Source organism: Streptomyces sp. NPDC055955 (assembly GCF_042270245.1).
Taxonomy (GTDB): Bacteria; Actinomycetota; Actinomycetes; order Streptomycetales; family Streptomycetaceae; genus Streptomyces.
This window is the reverse complement of sequence record NZ_JBHJYS010000034.1, coordinates 1-15,641: the sequence shown is the minus strand read 5'-3', so window position 1 is coordinate 15,641 and position 15,641 is coordinate 1. Positions and strand designations below refer to the sequence as shown.

Here is a 15,641-nt window from a genome sequence, read left to right as displayed (position 1 = left end):
GAGGTTCATGAAGAAGTCCGTCATCGGAGCCGTCGCCGTCGTCGCTCTCGCCGTGCTCGCACGGCAGATCGTCCCCGACGTCCAGCGGTATCTGCGTATGAGAAGCATGTAACGGGCTCCTTGCGCCGAACGGTGCACCAGGGCAGCGGAGTCGGCGAGCCCCGAGGACGCACGGCAGCGAGCACCCTCTAATGGAGCCGAGCGCAATGGCCGCCCAACGATCGGCCTCTGCCAGGACGGAGACCGATGCACGAGATGTCCATCGCCATGGCTGTCGTCGGCCAGGTGCAAGAGGCGGCGGAACGGAACGGCGGGGTCACCTCGGTCACTTCGGTGCGACTCCAGGTGGGGGAGCTCGCCGGCGTCGTCCCGGACGCCCTGTCCTTCTGCTTCGAACTCGCCTGCGCCGAAACCCTCCTCGAGGGGGCCGAGCTTGTCACCGAGTCCGTGCCCGGCCGGGCACGCTGCTCACCGTGTGCCGACGAATGGTCGGTGGGCATGCCGCCGAGCCTTTGCTGTCCGCGCTGTGGTGAGCCGACGCCGGAACTGCTGTCGGGCCGAGAGCTCCAGATCGTCAGTGTGCGGTGGGAGGAAGGGCCGGCCGCCCGAGAACGAACCTGTGAACCGATCTCCGAGGAGCGCTGAGCCATGTGCCGAACCGTTGACCTGCATCAGGCGGTGCTCGCCAAGAACGACGCGACCGCGCATGCTCTGCGGGCCGAACTCGCGGGCCGCGGCACCACGATGGTCAATCTGCTGTCCAGCCCGGGGAGCGGGAAGACGGCCCTGCTGGAACGCGAGCTCCTGCGCGCGCGTGAGCGCGGGGTGCCGACCGCCGCGCTGACGGCCGACCTCGCCACGGAGAACGACGCCAGACGTCTGGCCCGGTCCGGAGTGCCGGTCAAGCAGGTACTCACCGACGGGCTGTGCCATCTCGAAGCCTCGATGCTCGGGCGCCACCTGGAAGGCTGGCTGCCCGAGGCCACCCGGCTGCTGTTCGTGGAGAACGTCGGGAACCTGGTCTGCCCCGCCTCCTACGACCTCGGGGAGGACCTGCGCGTCGTGCTCGCGTCAGTCACCGAAGGCGAGGACAAGCCGCTGAAGTACCCCACCGCCTTCGGCCTCGCGCACCTGGTCGTGGTCACCAAGGCCGACATCGCCGAAGCCGTCGAGTTCGACGAGGAAGCGTTCCGCGCGCACGTCGAGCAGGTGAACCCCGGCGTGGAGGTGGTCCTCACCTCGGCCCGCCGGGGCGGCGGCGTGGGTGAACTGCTCGACCGCGCCCTCGCCGTCGCGGACGGCGGGGCCGTCCACGCGCCGGTCATGGCCGTACAGCCGCACGAGCACCATCACCACCACGACGACGTGGATGATGTCGTCATGACACGGCCTCTCCCATGAGCACACTTCAGCCCGGCCCGGCCGTCGCCGAGGTGTTGCAGCGCCGTCGCGTCACCGTACGAGGTGTCGTCCAGGGCGTCGGGTTCCGTCCGTTCCTGTACACCCTGGCCACGTCGCTGGAGCTGGCAGGGCACGTGACGAACACCGAAGACGGTGTCGTCGCCGAAGTCGAGGGAGATCACTCCGCCGTCGCGCACTTCTGCGATCGGATCGCTCAACAGGCCCCGCCACTGGCCCTGGTGGAGTCCGTGGAGCACGAGCAGGTCCCCCTCACAGGCGGCAGCGGATTCACCATCGTCGCCTCGCGGTCGCGGGGATCGTCGCGCACACTCGTCTCTCCGGACACGGCCACGTGCGCCGCGTGCCTGGCCGAAATGGCCGACCCCGGTGATCGTCGGCACCGGCACCCGTTCATCACGTGCACACACTGCGGGCCGCGCTTCACCATTGTCACCGGACTCCCGTACGACCGTGCGCACACCACCATGGCCGGCTTCCCGATGTGCGCAGACTGCGCACGCGAGTACACGGACCCCGGAGACCGCCGATTCCACGCCCAGCCCGTCTCCTGCCGCGCCTGCGGCCCGCGCCTGAGCCTTGTGTACGCGTCGCCCCGACCCGCTACCGATGTCGACCCGATCCATGAGGCACGCGCGCTTCTGACCGCCGGCGCCATCGTCGCCGTCAAAGGCATCGGCGGCTACCACCTCGCCTGCGACGCCGGTGACTCCCAGGCCGTGTCCGCGCTGCGCAGCCGCAAGGGGCGGGGTGACAAGCCGTTCGCGGTGATGGTGAAAAGCCTCGCCGACATCGAGCACCTCGTGCACATCAGTCCCCCCGAGCGGACCCTGCTGTCCGGGGGAGTCCGGCCGATCGTCCTGCTGAGACGCCGAAATGACGTCCAGCCAGGAGAGCGCGGACTCTCGGACGCGGTGGCACCGGGCAGTCCCGACCTGGGAATCATGCTTCCGTACACCCCGGTGCACCACCTGCTGCTCGGCCTGCCCGGTGACCCGGACGGGCCGAGCGCACTGGTGATGACCAGCGGAAACGTGGCCGGCGAGCCCATCGTCACCGATGACGCCGAGGCGCTCGAGCGGCTCGCCCCTCTGGCCGACGCCTGGCTCACCCACGACCGCCCCATCCACGTGCCCTGCGACGACTCCGTGCTGCGCGTGTGCGACGGTGAACGAATGACCGTACGCCGCGCTCGCGGCTACGCCCCACTGCCCGTCTCCCTGCCGGTGTCCGTCAGGCCCTCGCTCGCCGTGGGCGGAGACCTCAAGAACACGTTCTGCCTCGGCGAAGCCCGTAAGGCCTGGCTGTCCGCGCACATCGGAGACATGGACGACCTGCAGACCCAGCATGCCTTCGCCCGCGCAGAACGGCAGTTGGAGTCGATCACAGGCGTGCAGCCCGGACTGCTGGCGGCCGACCGGCACCCCGGCTACCGGTCCGGACAGTGGGCCCGACGCAACGCGAACGACCGCCCGGTCGTCCGTGTGCAGCACCATCACGCCCATGTCGCCGCGGTCATGGCCGAGCACGGTCTCGACGGCAGCCGACCCGTCATCGGCGTCGCGTTCGACGGCACGGGATACGGCGACGACGGGGCCGTCTGGGGCGGCGAGATCCTGCTCGCGGACTACGACACGTACCGGCGTCTGGGGCATCTCGCGTACGTCCCCCTGCCAGGCGGCGACGCTGCCGTGAGCCGCCCGTACCGCATGGCGCTCGCGCAGCTCCGGGAGGCGGGCATCGCGTGGACGGACGACCTGCCCAGTGTGATCGCCTGCCCGCATGACGAACGACGGGTACTGGCACGCCAGTTGGAGCGGAGTCTGAACTGTGTGCCGACATCGAGCATGGGCCGGCTCTTCGACGCCGTCTCTTCTCTGGCGGGCGTGTGCCATCAGGTGGGATACGAGGCGCAGGCGGCCATCGAGCTGGAGGCGGCCGCGCTGAGGGGGGTCGCGGACGAGTACGGGGCCGGATACCGGTTCGCGCTGAGTCCGGACACCTCGGAGCCGGTCACCGCCGACCCTGGACCTGTGGTGAGAGCCGTGGTCGATGACGTACGCGCGGGCGCGGAACCGGCGGTCATCGCCGCCCGCTTCCATGCCGGAGTCGCAGATCTCGTGCGGCGGATGTGTGCGCTGGCGCGCGAACGGCATGACGCGGCCACCGTCGTCCTGACCGGCGGCGTGTTCGCCAATGTCCTGCTCTCCTCGGCCTGCGCCCGAGGGCTTGAGGAGGACGGATTCACCGTGCTGCGGGCCGGCGAAGTCCCGCCGAACGACGGAGGACTGGCCCTCGGTCAGTTGATGATCGCGGGGCGGGCCACCGCCGGATGACACCGCAGTCGGCAAGCCGGATCGGACCACCACAGTGAGGAGAGCCCCCCATGTGCCTGGCGGTACCCGGGAGAGTGACGGAAATCGAGGATCGCGACGGCACCCGCATGGCCACCGTCGACTTCGGCGGAGTGGTCAAGGAGGTGTGCCTGGAGTACCTGCCGGACCTCCAGGTGGGCGAATACGCCATCGTCCACGTGGGATTCGCGCTCCAGAAGCTGGACGAGGAGTCGGCCAAGCAGACGCTGGAGCTCTTCTCGACGCTCGGCCTGCTCCAGGAGGAGTTCGGCGACCCGTGGGAGCTTGCGGCCGAAGCAGGCGGACCTCGGTGGGCCGACGACAAGGACGTACCCCAGGAGGCGCAACAGTGAAGTACCTCGACGAGTTCCAGGACCCGGACCTGGCACGGCGTCTGCTCGACGACATCCACTCAGTGGTGACCAGGCCATGGGCCCTCATGGAGGTGTGCGGCGGACAGACGCACACGATCATCCGGCACGGGATCGACCAACTCCTGCCGGATCAGGTGGAGCTGATCCACGGACCGGGGTGTCCTGTGTGCGTCACGCCGCTCGAGGTCATCGACAAGGCCCTCGAGATCGCCTCCCGGCCAGGAGTGATCTTCTGCTCCTTCGGCGACATGCTCCGGGTACCGGGCACCGGCCGTGACCTCTTCCAGGTACGTGGCGAGGGCGGCGACGTGCGCGTCGTGTACTCGCCGCTGGACGCTCTGCACATCGCCCAGCAGAACCCCGACCGGGAAGTGGTGTTCTTCGGTATCGGCTTCGAGACGACCGCCCCGCCCAACGCCATGACGGTCTATCAGGCACGCAAGCTGGGCATCAAGAACTTCAGCCTCCTGGTGTCCCATGTGCGTGTCCCCCCGGCGATCAAGGCGATCATGGAGTCTCCGAACTGCCGGGTCCAGGGATTCCTCGCCGCCGGACACGTGTGCAGCGTGATGGGGGTCGGCGAGTACCCCGAACTCGCTGACCGCTATCGCGTTCCGATCGTGGTCACCGGCTTCGAACCGCTGGACATCCTGGAAGGCGTGCGCCGGACCGTGCGGCAACTGGAGCGGGGTGAGCACACGGTCGACAACGCCTATCCGCGCGCAGTGCGGCCCGAGGGAAATCCCGCGGCCCAGGCCATGCTGGCGGACGTCTTCGAGGGCACCGACCGGTCCTGGCGAGGCATCGGTGTCATCCCGGACAGCGGCTGGCGGCTCTCCTCCCGTTACCGGGACTTCGACGCCGAGCACCGATTCTCGGTCGGTGACATCGACACCCGTGAACCCGCGGAGTGCCGCAGCGGCGAGGTTCTGCAGGGGCTGTTGAAGCCGAACGAGTGCGCCGCGTTCGGCACCACCTGCACACCGCGCAATCCACTCGGAGCGACGATGGTCTCGAGTGAGGGCGCGTGTGCCGCCTACTACCTGTACCGACGCCTCGACATCACCACCGCGCCGCTGGAGGCGAGCCCCGTTGCCTGAGACCACCCAACTGACAGCCGTGGACCCGACCGCATGGACCTGCCCGGTCGCGTTGCGTGATCATCCGAGGGTGGTGATGGGGCACGGTGGGGGAGGGGCCCTGTCCGCCGAGTTGGTGCAGCACGTCTTCGCGCCCGCCTTCGGCGGCGAGACCCTGTCGCAGCTCGGCGACTCCGCCGCCGTCTCGCTCGGCGGCGTCCGGATGGCGTTCTCCACGGATTCCTACGTGGTGCGGCCCCTGTTCTTCCCGGGCGGCAGCATCGGCGACCTCGCGGTCAACGGCACCGTCAACGACCTCGCCATGAGCGGCGCACGGGCCGCCTACCTCTCCTGCGGTTTCATCCTGGAAGAGGGCGTCGAGATGTCGGTGGTGGCCCGCGTCGCCGAGGCACTCGGTGCGGCCGCACGTCGTGCCGGAGTCGAGGTGGTGACCGGGGACACGAAGGTCGTCGAAAGCGGCCACGGAGACGGGGTGTTCATCAACACGGCCGGGATCGGGCTCATCCCGGCAGGCGTGGACATCCGCCCCCAGCGCGTGGTCCCCGGCGACGTCGTCATCGTCAGCGGTGACATCGGCGTTCACGGCGTGGCGATCATGAGCGTGCGCGAAGGCATGGAATTCGGTGTCGAGATCGAGAGCGACTGCGCTGCGCTGGGCGGCCTGGTGGACGCCATGCTCGCGGTGACACAGGACCTCCACGTGCTGCGCGATCCCACCCGTGGCGGTCTGGCCGCCGCGCTCAACGAGATCGCGGTGGCCTCCGGCGCCGGCGTCGTCATCCAGGAAGGTGACGTGCCTGTCCCGCCGGCTGTGGCCAACGCGTGCGCGATCCTCGGTCTCGACCCCTTCTACGTGGCCAACGAGGGCAAACTGGTGGCGTTCGTCCCGCGCGAACACGCGGACGCCGTACTCGGCGCGATGCGGGCACATCCGTTGGGCGCGAACGCGCGAGTGATCGGCGAGGCCGTCGCGGAGCATCCGGGCATGGTGGTCGCCCGCACGGGTCTGGGCGGCACACGCGTCGTGGACCTGCCGATCGGCGAGCAGCTTCCGCGGATCTGCTGACGGCCGACACGGTTCGGACCGGCGGCGCGACAGGCGACGTACATCGGCGGCGGTGCTCAGCATGGGCACCGCCGCTCCGTCGTTTCACGCGATTCCACAGCGACTGCCTCGGGCCGCGGACCGAGGAGTTCACCATGGGCTCGGTAGCCCCGTTCACGTCCCCCGAGGCGGATCCGCGCACGACTGCCGACGACAGGTGAGGGGCAGGTCCGGCTCCGCAGTCCGGCGGCACAGTCACCGTGGCGAGACCCGGAGATGCCGCCGAGGAACTGGGGCCGTCAACGCGGCTGTTGTTTGATTCTGGGCGTTGCTATGTACGGCCGGAGTTCACATATGTAGAGCCCCCTGCTCCAACCCGGCTCCATCTTTGGTGTCGTGTCGCTAGACCCAACTTCCTTATGAACCAAGGCTGATCGGCGCTCACGGTCTCAATGTTCTTTTGTGGTTGGTTGTGTTGACGGCTGTCGTGGCGTGTGTGACGGTTGCGGGGTTTGGTCCTTGCCCGGATGTGCACGGTTCGTTCATCAACGGGAGTGAGAGCCATGAGCTCAGGAATACGGCGCCGCAGCATCCTGTCCGCAGCCGCCCTGGGAGGCGCTGTCGGATCACTCGGCCTGTCGGTGCCCGCATCGGCGCAGGCGGCACAGTCGGCTCTCGGCGCAGAACCGCCGGCCGCCGCGCTGCCCGTCGAGGACGGTTACGAACTGTGGCTGCGCTATCGGAGAGTGGCGGACCCAGGTCAACTCAGGCGATACCGGGCCGACTTGGGATTCCTGGTCTGGGAGGGCGGCGGTCCACTCCAGCGTTCGGCGGTGGACGAGTTGGCCCGTGGGCTCACCGGACTGCTCGACAGGCATGTGACGCCACGCGCCGCCGCCCCGCCGGACCCGGCCCTCGTGGTGGGCACCCCGACGAGCTCCTCCTTGATCCGGTCGCTCGTCCCCGCGGCCGACCTCGCCGACCTCGGCGACGAGGGCTACGTCATCCGCCAGGTCACCGTTCGCGGCAGGACCCGCACGGTCGTGGCCGCCCACGCCGACCGCGGAGTGCTCTACGGGGCCTTCCACCTGCTGCGACTCGTGCAGACAGCACGGTCGCTGGACCGCGTCGACATCACGGAACGCCCGGCCGCACCGCTGCGTGTGGCCGACCACTGGGACAACGCCGACGGCTCGATCGAACGCGGCTACGCGGGCCTGTCCTTCTTCGACTGGGAGAAGCTCCCTCAACTCGACGACCGGTACACGGACTACGCGCGTGTGCTCGCCTCGCTCGGTATCAACGGCGCCGTGATCAACAACGTCAACACGACCGCGGACTACCTCGCCGAACCGTTCCTCACGAAACTCGCCGCGCTGGCCGGTGTGCTGCGCCGATACGGCGTGGCGCTGTACGTCACGGCGAACTTCGCCGCCCCCATCGACCTGGACGGACTCGCCACCGCCGACCCCTTCGACCCCGGGGTGCAGGCATGGTGGAAGACGAAGGCAAAAGAGATCTACGGCAAGATCGAGGGCTTCGGCGGCTTCCTGGTCAAGGCCAACTCCGAGGGCAGGCCAGGGCCGTTGGACTACGGACGTACCCACGCCGACGGAGCCAATCTGCTCGCCGGCGCGCTGAAACCGTACGGCGGCATCGTCATGTGGCGGTCGTTCGTGCACGACGGCGACGCGAAGTGGGACCGGCAGGCCTACCTCGACTTCACGCCGCTGGACGGGAAGTTCGCCGACAACGCCATCGTGCAGATCAAGAACGGGCCGATCGACTTCCAGGTCCGCGAGCCCGCGCACCCGCTGTTCGGCTCCCTGCCACACACGAACTCGATGATCGAGCTCCAGGTGACGCAGGAGTACACCGGTCACTCCACCCATCTGTGCTACCTGGTGCCGCAGTGGAAGGAGGTCCTGGACTTCGACACACGGAAGGCCGGCGAAGGCAGCACCGTCGCCCGGGTCGTGACCGGCAACGCCCATGCCTACACGCACTGCGGTTTCGCGGGCGTGATGAACTTCGGCGACGCCAGGAACTGGACCGGCTCCCACCTGGCCGCGGCCAACACCCACGGCTACGGCCGCCTGGCCTGGAACCCTGAGCTCTCCGCCGAGGACCTCGCCACCGAGTGGACGCGGATGACCTTCGGCAACGACTCCCACGTCGTCACGACCGTCTCCGCCCTCCTGCTCGGCTCCTGGCACACCTACGAGGACTACACCTCGCCACTGGGCACGGGCTACATCACCCACCCGCCGGACGGCTCCGTGACGGGGCACTTCGAGCCGAGCCCGACCACGACGACCCAGTTCCACAAGTCGGACCGCGAAGGCCTCGGCTACGACCGCACCGCCGCCACCGGCGACGGCTACACCGAGGTGTACGCCCCGGCGATACGTGACGCCTACGAGTCGCTGGAGAGCTGTCCCGAGGAACTGCTCCTCTTCCTCCACCACGTCCCCTACACCCACCGCCTCGACAACGGCAAGACGGTGATCCAGCACATCTACGACACACACTTCGCCGGTGCGGCGCGCGTGGCGGACATGCGCGAGGACTGGGACGGGCTGCGTCGCCGCATAGACAGCCGTCGACTGGCCGATGTGCACGGTCAGTTGGGCCGGCAGACGACCGAAGCCGCCAAGTGGCGTGACACCCTGGTCGCCTACTGGTTCGAGCTGAGCCGGATCCGAGACGAACACCGTGGCTGGCTCCAAGCGGTCATCGCCCCGGCGGACACGGTGCTGCTGAGTGGGGAACGCAACGACCTGCCGGTGCAGGTGGTCAACGCGACGGGTTCCGGGCTGCGGACGGTCATCTCGCTCGACGTACCCGACGGTTGGCGGTCCGAGCAGCAGACCGCCTACGTGGACTCGGAGAGCGACGAGACGGTCAAGATGACCGTGGTGCCACCGCCGACACCTTCGCTCGCCACGCTCCACGCCCGCCCGAGATCGGGCTCCGTTCAGGCCCTCGACGCCTCGCTGCGCAGCCTGGCCAAGACCGTCGTGGTGCCGCCGGCCGCCCGATGTGTGCATGCCCTGGACGCAGGGCCGGCCTCGGCGCCCGTGCTCAAGGACTACACCCGTCTCTCGCCCGACAGCGCCTGGCACGAAGGCGCGGACTTCGGCTGGGTGGGCGATGCGCCGCAAGCCACCGACACCGGACTGTTCGACGTCGTGCGCCGGGACTACGTACGGGACAGCGCACCGACCGTCCTACGCCTGAAACTGCCCGCCGGACGCTGCACGGCGCACCTGCTCACCGGCGACCCCAACACCTTCAACAGGCCGCTGATCGTCAGTGTCGACGGGAACGAGAAGGCCCGCAGCGAACAGCTCGACGGCCGGGAGTTCACCTGGCTCCGGATCCCGCTGGACGGTGGGCCCTCCGGAGGGGAAGTGGACCTGGAGCTGTCCGCGCGGGACGGCGAGACCTGGCATCTCAGCGCCTGCGTAGTCGTGGCCGACGCCCCCGGCACTGATGCGAAGTGAGGTCAGAAGGCGGTCCTCGATGGCGAGGAGATCGCCGCGGGCCTGGCGCTTCACGGGCACCAGCCCGGGAGGGCGCACGCTCTACGGGTGGTCGCCGGTCGATGTCGCCCACGCACCGCCCAGGCACCGCGCGCGGTCTGCACGGTCCGCAGGCCGCCTTCCTCGGGACCGGTCTCCTCGGAATCGACGTCTGAAGGGCAATGGACCGGTGGCAGATCTGAGCCGAGCCAGGGGTCAGAGCCTTTCCCTCGAATCAGGCAGGACCCGCGAGTGAATCAGGCAGGACCCGCGAGCCGGGCATGATCCAAACGAAAGGTCCTAACCCGCCGCGCCCCACGGCCGCAGCTTCTCCGGGTTACGGACCGCCCAGATCCGGGTGACGCGCCGGTCGGAGACGTCGAACGAGGCTACGGTCATGACGACGCCGGCACGCTGGGCCACCAAGCCCGGCACACCGTTGACCGACCGCTCCAGGAGTTCGAGCCCCGGGGCCTTGTCGGCAATGGCGACCATGTACTGGGCGATGCGCGCGCCTCCCTCGACCGGGCGCAGGACGGTACCGACCATGCCGCCGCCGTCGGCGGTCATCACGGCGGCCGGGTTGAGGAGACCGACGAGGGTTGCGATGTCCTTGCTCTCCCACGCCGCCTTCACGCGCTTCACCACGTCGGCCTGGCCGGTCGCCATCGCCGGAACGCGCGCGACGCTCACCCGCCGCCGGGCGGAGGCCGCCAGCTGCTTGCAGGCCCCGGGGGCCCGGCCGAGAACGTCGGCGATCTCGGCAAACGGGTACCGGAAGACGTCGTGCAGGACGAACGCCACCCGCTCGGCGGGCGTCATCGTCTCCAGGACGACGAGGAGAGCCATGGACACCGATTCGTCCAGGACGATCTGGTCGGCGGGATCCGCGGAGGCGGTGGGGTCGGCGCCGTGCGCGCGGTTCCACTCGGTTCGGTCGGGCAGCGGTTCGGGCAGCCATGCGCCGACATAGCGTTCACGGCGGGCCCGCGCCGAGCCGAGCAGATCCAGACAGATGCGGCCGGTCACCGTCGTCAGCCAGGCGCCGGGGGACAGGATCTCCTCCTGCCGGCTTCGCGTCATCCCGTACCAGCGTGCGTAGGCGTCCTGCACAGCGTCCTCGGCCTCGGTCACCGAACCGAGCAACCGGTAAGCGACATTCATCAGTTGGCGTCGCTCGCCGGCCACTTCTTCTGTGCTGACCCCGACAGTCCCCATGCTTCCGGCCGCCCCCTCGCCTTACCTTTCGCAGGCCCGCGTCGTCGGGCTGGTGAGACCTTATCGATCTGCTGCCCGAGGGCGGAAAAGGGGACCGAGACATGACCACTGAGGTGAAGGCGACGGAGACGGCGACGACGACGGCGAACGCACGGCGCAGCTCCTCGTTCCTGCAGATCGCGATCGCGCTGCAGACCCTGACCATCTTCCTTCAGGCGGTCTCCGCCGGGCTGCTGCTGACCGCGTCGTACGGAGAGACACTGCACAGTGTCGGAGCCCGTGTCATGTACGGGGCGTCGATGCTGTACGTGCTCGCGGCGGTGCTGGCGTGGAAGCGAGGCGGCGGCTCGACCCGGCCGGTCTGGCACGCGTCGGGATTCCTCGCACTCGCCTCGGTCCAGGTAGTGCTCGGCATCGCGCACGTTCCGTCGGTCCATCTTCCCCTGGGGGTCTTGATGTTCGGCCTGAGTGTGCTGGCGCTGGCTCGGCGCTGAGGCCCGGTAAAGGGCCCGCCGGGAGCGCTGCGCGAGCGCGGTCCAGGGCAGCTCTTGTCTTACGAGTGCACCGGGGCTGAGGGGCGCTGAATGTCCAGGACTATCGCCGTTCCGGCGACGGTCCGGTCCTCGTGCATGGTGATTGCCTGACCGGGCCGAAGGCGCTGCCAGTTGGACGGTGACAACGGGGCGAGACGCACCGTGGCCCGCCCGCCGGGCTCCATGAACGGCGCGAACTCCACCCAGAGGCCGGCAACGTAGAGATGCGGTTCGCCTGTCGGGGTTCGAGGCCCGATGTTCCACATCGATCGAAGGACGCCCGCTCCTGAGAAGGGCGTCTGTCGGCGAGCTTCGTGGGCGGGTCTGAGCGTGAGGTCGGCTCGGATGATGCCGTGCCGGATTTCGTAGCAGCGCCAGCGGCACCAGGCCGCGCTCCGCTCCAGATGCATCTGCTCCGCGGCGGTGGTGAGGGCCTGCCAGAAGCTGAGCGGACGCGGGTGGCCGTCACCGAGCTCCTCCAGCAGAGCGCTACTTCTTGTGGATCTCTCCAGAGCGGGGAAGGATGCCGTCACGGTCTTTGAAACACCGAACGCTGAGCCAGAGGCAGCGTAGGCGTTGGAGTTCGGGCAGGTGGCCATACTCCGTCTTGGCAACCCGCCAACCCGCCAACGTGTCAACCAGCCAAGGCTGGCCGGACTGGGACTCAACCCCGGTGGTCAACTCCAGCCCTCGGCACCCGTCCCGGCGCCACGAAGACCCTCGAAGCTTCAACCGGAAGACCGGAAGAATCGCATACCGGCGGCGGACGGCCGCTGGAGATCAGGAAGAGGTGTGATGAAACAGGAACTCGAGTTCTTCGCGGGGGACGTCGCGCCGTGGCGGGACGCCGCACAGCCGGGCACCGAGGAGAAGGTGCTGTCGCGGGACCCTGATGATCCTGTTGTGCTGACCCGGCTTGTGCGCTGGATGCCTGGTCTGGACACCAGTGCCGCCGGTGTGATCACTCACGACTACGTGGAGGAGGTGTACCTGCTGGAGGGCGACCTGGTCGACCTCACACTCGGGCAGACCTTCGGGCCGGGGCACTATGCGAGCCGCCGACCCGGTATGCGCCACGGCCCCTATCGCACTCCGGCCGGCTGCACGATGCTCGAAATCCGGTATCGCGCCTGATCTGTGAGGGGGGAGGGCGGTGCGGGCGGGCCGGTCGAAACCGACCACCTGCAGGGCCGGCCCCTGCGGCACGGTGCCGGTGGTGAGGGCGAGGCCGGCTGACCGAGGAGGTGGCGGCCACCGACGCTGGGGGACCACCGCCTGGCGCCCCACTGGGAGGGTGGTGGTGATGGTCGAGAGGAATCCTATCTACTGCGCCTCTAGGGCTGTTAGCCTGCGCGCATGTCAGATCTGGGGCCCATCCTCTGGCCGCCTGAGCCGATCAAGACCGAGAGGCTCGTGCTCCGTGAGCCCGAGGCCCGGGACCGTGCGGCGTTCATCGAGCTGCTGGCGTCGCCGGCGGTGCACACCTACCTTGGCGGCCCCCACTCGCGTGACGAGATCGAGCGCGAGATGCCCGGGGCGCCCAAGCGGTGGCCCGGGAACTTCGTCGTCGATCTGGACGGTTCGATGATCGGCCAGATCCTGCTCAGGAGAGCAACGGAGCACCGTCGACCGGCTGCCGCGGGGAAGGCCGATCTCGGCTACCTGTTCCTGCCACGAGCGTGGGGATTCGGATATGCCGCCGAGGCGTGTGCGGCGGCGCTCGACTGGTTCGACGGCGCCCTCCCCGGTGAGCCCGTGGTGCTCACCACCCAGAGCGCCAACACCGGCTCGATGCGCCTCGCGGCAAAGCTGGGGTTCACCGAGGTAGAGCGATTCCAGGCCTGGGACGCCGAGCAGTGGCTCGGTCTGCGGTCCCCGGTCACGCCGTCCGCTTGAGTCCAAGGTCGCGAGGTCGGTCAGCCCTGGGGCGAGACTTCCGTGGTCCCCGAGCGCGCGCGTACGTCCACAGATGCTCCAGGTGTCGGCGTGGATCGGGCAGCAGCGACGTCCCTACCGCCTGCCGGACGTTCTCGCGTCGGTTGCCGGCCTCCCACGCCGCGGAACAGGCCGGGGAGTTGCTGCACACCAGACCCTGCCCCCGGACAGCACCATCTGAGCCATGCTCGGACCGCACTCAGGCGGCCGTCCCTGACGGCCGGTCACACGGGTGCCCGTCAGCATGACGCACCGTCCGACGGCACTCTGCCGAAACGCAGTTTCGATCCCTCATGCCACCCGGTTGTGGCGCCCGGACCGGGACCCGGCCCACCTGCCGGCGTGCAGGCGCGCCGCGACTGCGCCCGCCCCGATGTCCTCTGCATGCCCCGCTTCAACTGGTTCGTGGCTGTGCCCGCAGACTAGTGCTGATCACGTAACCGTCAGTCCTGCGGGTCGGACCGCGGTGATCCGCCATGGTGGCGGATCGCGGCCGGTTCCCTTTCGCGCAGGAGTCTGTTTCCTGTCCGCCGTGAACGGCGGGGTATACATGGAGGTATGCGATGAAGATCGTCGACGTGAAGGTCGTCGTCACGAGTCCCGGACGCAACTTCGTCACGTTGAAGCTGACAACCGACGACGGCGTCACGGGCCTCGGCGACGCGACGCTCAACGGCCGTGAACTCGCTGTCGTCAGCTATCTCACCGACCATGTCGCGCCTCTCCTCCTCGGCCTGGATCCGCACCGGATCGAGGACACCTGGCAGTTCCTGTACCGCGGGGCGTACTGGCGGCGGGGCCCGGTCACGATGGCCGCGATCGCGGCGGTCGATGTCGCCCTGTGGGACATCAAGGCCAAGGCCGCCGGTCTGCCGCTCTACCAGCTCCTGGGCGGTGCGAGCCGGGAGCGCATTAGTACCTATGGGCATGCGAACGGGCGTGACATCCCCGAGCTCATCGACTCGGTGCGGGCGCGGCTCGCCGAGGGCTATCAGGCCGTCCGTATCCAGTCGGGCATCCCCGGCCTCAAAGCCGTGTACGGCGTGGACAGCAGTGACAGCGACGGCTCGGCCGTCCTGCACCAGCAGGCCCGCCCGCTGGTGGAGGACTGGGACACCGACGCCTACCTGCGCCACATTCCGGCTGTGTTCGACGCCGTGCGCGGTGAGTTCGGCGCCGATCTGCCTCTGCTGCACGACGCGCACCACCGGCTCACCCCCGTTCAGGCGGCCCGGCTCGGCAAGGACCTGGAGCCGTACCGGCCCTTCTGGCTGGAGGACTGCACCCCCGCCGAGAACCAGGAGGCGCTGCGCGTGGTGCGGGCCGGCACCACCACGCCGCTGGCGATCGGCGAGGTGTTCAACACCGTGTACGACTACCAGACCCTGATCAACGAGCAGCTGATCGACTATGTGCGCTCCGCGGTCACGCACTTCGGCGGTGTCACGCCACTGCGCAAGCTGTTCGACTTCGCGGCCCAGTACCAGATCAAGAGTGCCATCCACGGGCCGGAGGACATCTCACCGGTCGGTATGGCGGCGGCCGTCCACCTCGACCTGGCGGTCCACAACTTCGGTATCCAGGAGTACTCGGGCCACACCGCACTGACCGAGGAGGTGTTCCGCCACGCCTACACGTTCACCGACGGACATCTGCACCCGGGCGAGGCTCCCGGTATCGGCGTGGAACTGGACGAGGACATGGCAGCCGCTCACCCCTACGAGGCCGCCTATCTGCCCGTCAACCGGCTGCAGGACGGTACTGTCCACGATTGGTGAGCCGGATTCCTCAGCTCCGGTCTTGGTACTTTTGGACTGGTGGTTCACTGAGACCGGAGCGTCCGGCTGACGCCGGCACGCGACGTCGATTGTCACCGTGACGGCTGCTCGTTCAGCGGGATCTAGTGAGGAACCCTGGGGTCTTCAGGCCCGGGAGGAATCACTTCTCAAAATGGGGGTGACCTGCGTGTACGTATGGGTCTGCTTTGTTGTCAGTGCCCCCGCATAGGGTTTCGGTATGAAGATTGTGGTGCAGGTGAAGCTGTTGCCGGAGGCCGAACAGGCCGCCGCGCTGCGCTCCACGCTGCGCACGGTCAACGATCTGGCGTGCTGGGTGTCCCAGGTGGCGTTCGCTCGCGGC

13 protein-coding genes and 1 pseudogene are annotated in these 15,641 nt (G+C 68.7%); 12 read left to right on the top strand and 2 right to left on the bottom strand.

Features of this window, described 5'->3' with window-relative positions; all coding sequences use genetic code 11:
- Positions 1 to 7: 7 nt before the first annotated feature.
- From ACFC96_RS42170 to ACFC96_RS42135, 8 genes are all read left to right on the top strand, one after another.
- Positions 8 to 112, top strand: coding sequence for a DUF6893 family small protein (locus ACFC96_RS42170; protein ID WP_376263848.1), 105 nt, complete (start codon positions 8 to 10; stop codon positions 110 to 112).
- A gap of 134 nt (positions 113 to 246) precedes the next feature.
- Positions 247 to 645 carry a hydrogenase maturation nickel metallochaperone HypA gene (gene hypA, locus ACFC96_RS42165; protein ID WP_376263851.1) on the top strand — a complete coding sequence of 133 codons (399 nt, stop codon included), beginning with the start codon at positions 247 to 249 and terminating at the stop codon, positions 643 to 645.
- A gap of 3 nt (positions 646 to 648) precedes the next feature.
- The gene (gene hypB, locus ACFC96_RS42160) at positions 649 to 1,401 is read left to right on the top strand and encodes a hydrogenase nickel incorporation protein HypB (protein WP_340456576.1); all 753 of its coding nucleotides are present in this window, start codon (positions 649 to 651) and stop codon (positions 1,399 to 1,401) included.
- Complete coding sequence (gene hypF, locus ACFC96_RS42155) at positions 1,398 to 3,755, top strand: carbamoyltransferase HypF (RefSeq protein ID WP_376617750.1); 2,358 nt, start codon at positions 1,398 to 1,400, stop codon at positions 3,753 to 3,755. The genes hypB and hypF overlap by 4 nt, the downstream gene beginning before the upstream one ends.
- Positions 3,756 to 3,805: 50 nt before the next feature.
- The gene (locus ACFC96_RS42150) at positions 3,806 to 4,126 is read left to right on the top strand and encodes a HypC/HybG/HupF family hydrogenase formation chaperone (protein WP_376263858.1); all 321 of its coding nucleotides are present in this window, start codon (positions 3,806 to 3,808) and stop codon (positions 4,124 to 4,126) included.
- Complete coding sequence (gene hypD, locus ACFC96_RS42145) at positions 4,123 to 5,247, top strand: hydrogenase formation protein HypD (RefSeq protein WP_340456580.1); 1,125 nt, start codon at positions 4,123 to 4,125, stop codon at positions 5,245 to 5,247. The genes ACFC96_RS42150 and hypD overlap by 4 nt, the downstream gene beginning before the upstream one ends.
- Positions 5,240 to 6,313 carry a hydrogenase expression/formation protein HypE gene (gene hypE, locus ACFC96_RS42140; protein WP_376617748.1) on the top strand — a complete coding sequence of 358 codons (1,074 nt, stop codon included), beginning with the start codon at positions 5,240 to 5,242 and terminating at the stop codon, positions 6,311 to 6,313. Before hypD ends, hypE begins: the two co-directional genes overlap by 8 nt.
- Positions 6,314 to 6,855: 542 nt before the next feature.
- Positions 6,856 to 9,798 carry an alpha-glucuronidase family glycosyl hydrolase gene (locus ACFC96_RS42135; protein ID WP_376617746.1) on the top strand — a complete coding sequence of 981 codons (2,943 nt, stop codon included), beginning with the start codon at positions 6,856 to 6,858 and terminating at the stop codon, positions 9,796 to 9,798.
- Positions 9,799 to 10,116: 318 nt separating this feature from the next.
- Here ACFC96_RS42135 and sigJ read toward each other — a convergent pair whose 3' ends face one another.
- Positions 10,117 to 11,034, bottom strand: a complete 918-nt coding sequence (gene sigJ / locus ACFC96_RS42130) for an RNA polymerase sigma factor SigJ (protein ID WP_376617744.1) — start codon at positions 11,032 to 11,034, stop codon at positions 10,117 to 10,119.
- A gap of 101 nt (positions 11,035 to 11,135) precedes the next feature.
- Between sigJ and ACFC96_RS42125 the strand changes: the two genes are divergently transcribed.
- Positions 11,136 to 11,528 carry a hypothetical protein gene (locus ACFC96_RS42125; RefSeq protein ID WP_376617742.1) on the top strand — a complete coding sequence of 131 codons (393 nt, stop codon included), beginning with the start codon at positions 11,136 to 11,138 and terminating at the stop codon, positions 11,526 to 11,528.
- Between the two features lie 59 nt (positions 11,529 to 11,587).
- Here ACFC96_RS42125 and ACFC96_RS42120 read toward each other — a convergent pair.
- Positions 11,588 to 12,052 (bottom strand): annotated as a pseudogene (locus ACFC96_RS42120) (hypothetical protein); the annotation flags it as partial.
- A gap of 310 nt (positions 12,053 to 12,362) precedes the next feature.
- On the opposite strand from ACFC96_RS42120, the gene ACFC96_RS42115 reads away from it, so the two are divergent.
- The 3 genes from ACFC96_RS42115 (at position 12,363) to manD (ending at position 15,280) form a co-directional block, all read left to right on the top strand.
- Positions 12,363 to 12,701 carry a cupin domain-containing protein gene (locus tag ACFC96_RS42115; RefSeq protein ID WP_376617740.1) on the top strand — a complete coding sequence of 113 codons (339 nt, stop codon included), beginning with the start codon at positions 12,363 to 12,365 and terminating at the stop codon, positions 12,699 to 12,701.
- A gap of 222 nt (positions 12,702 to 12,923) precedes the next feature.
- Complete coding sequence (locus ACFC96_RS42110) at positions 12,924 to 13,463, top strand: GNAT family N-acetyltransferase (RefSeq protein WP_376263872.1); 540 nt, start codon at positions 12,924 to 12,926, stop codon at positions 13,461 to 13,463.
- A 602-nt stretch (positions 13,464 to 14,065) separates the two neighbouring features.
- On the top strand, positions 14,066 to 15,280 hold the full coding sequence (gene manD / locus ACFC96_RS42105) for a D-mannonate dehydratase ManD (protein ID WP_376617738.1): 1,215 nt from the start codon (positions 14,066 to 14,068) through the stop codon (positions 15,278 to 15,280).
- Positions 15,281 to 15,641 lie beyond the last annotated feature (361 nt).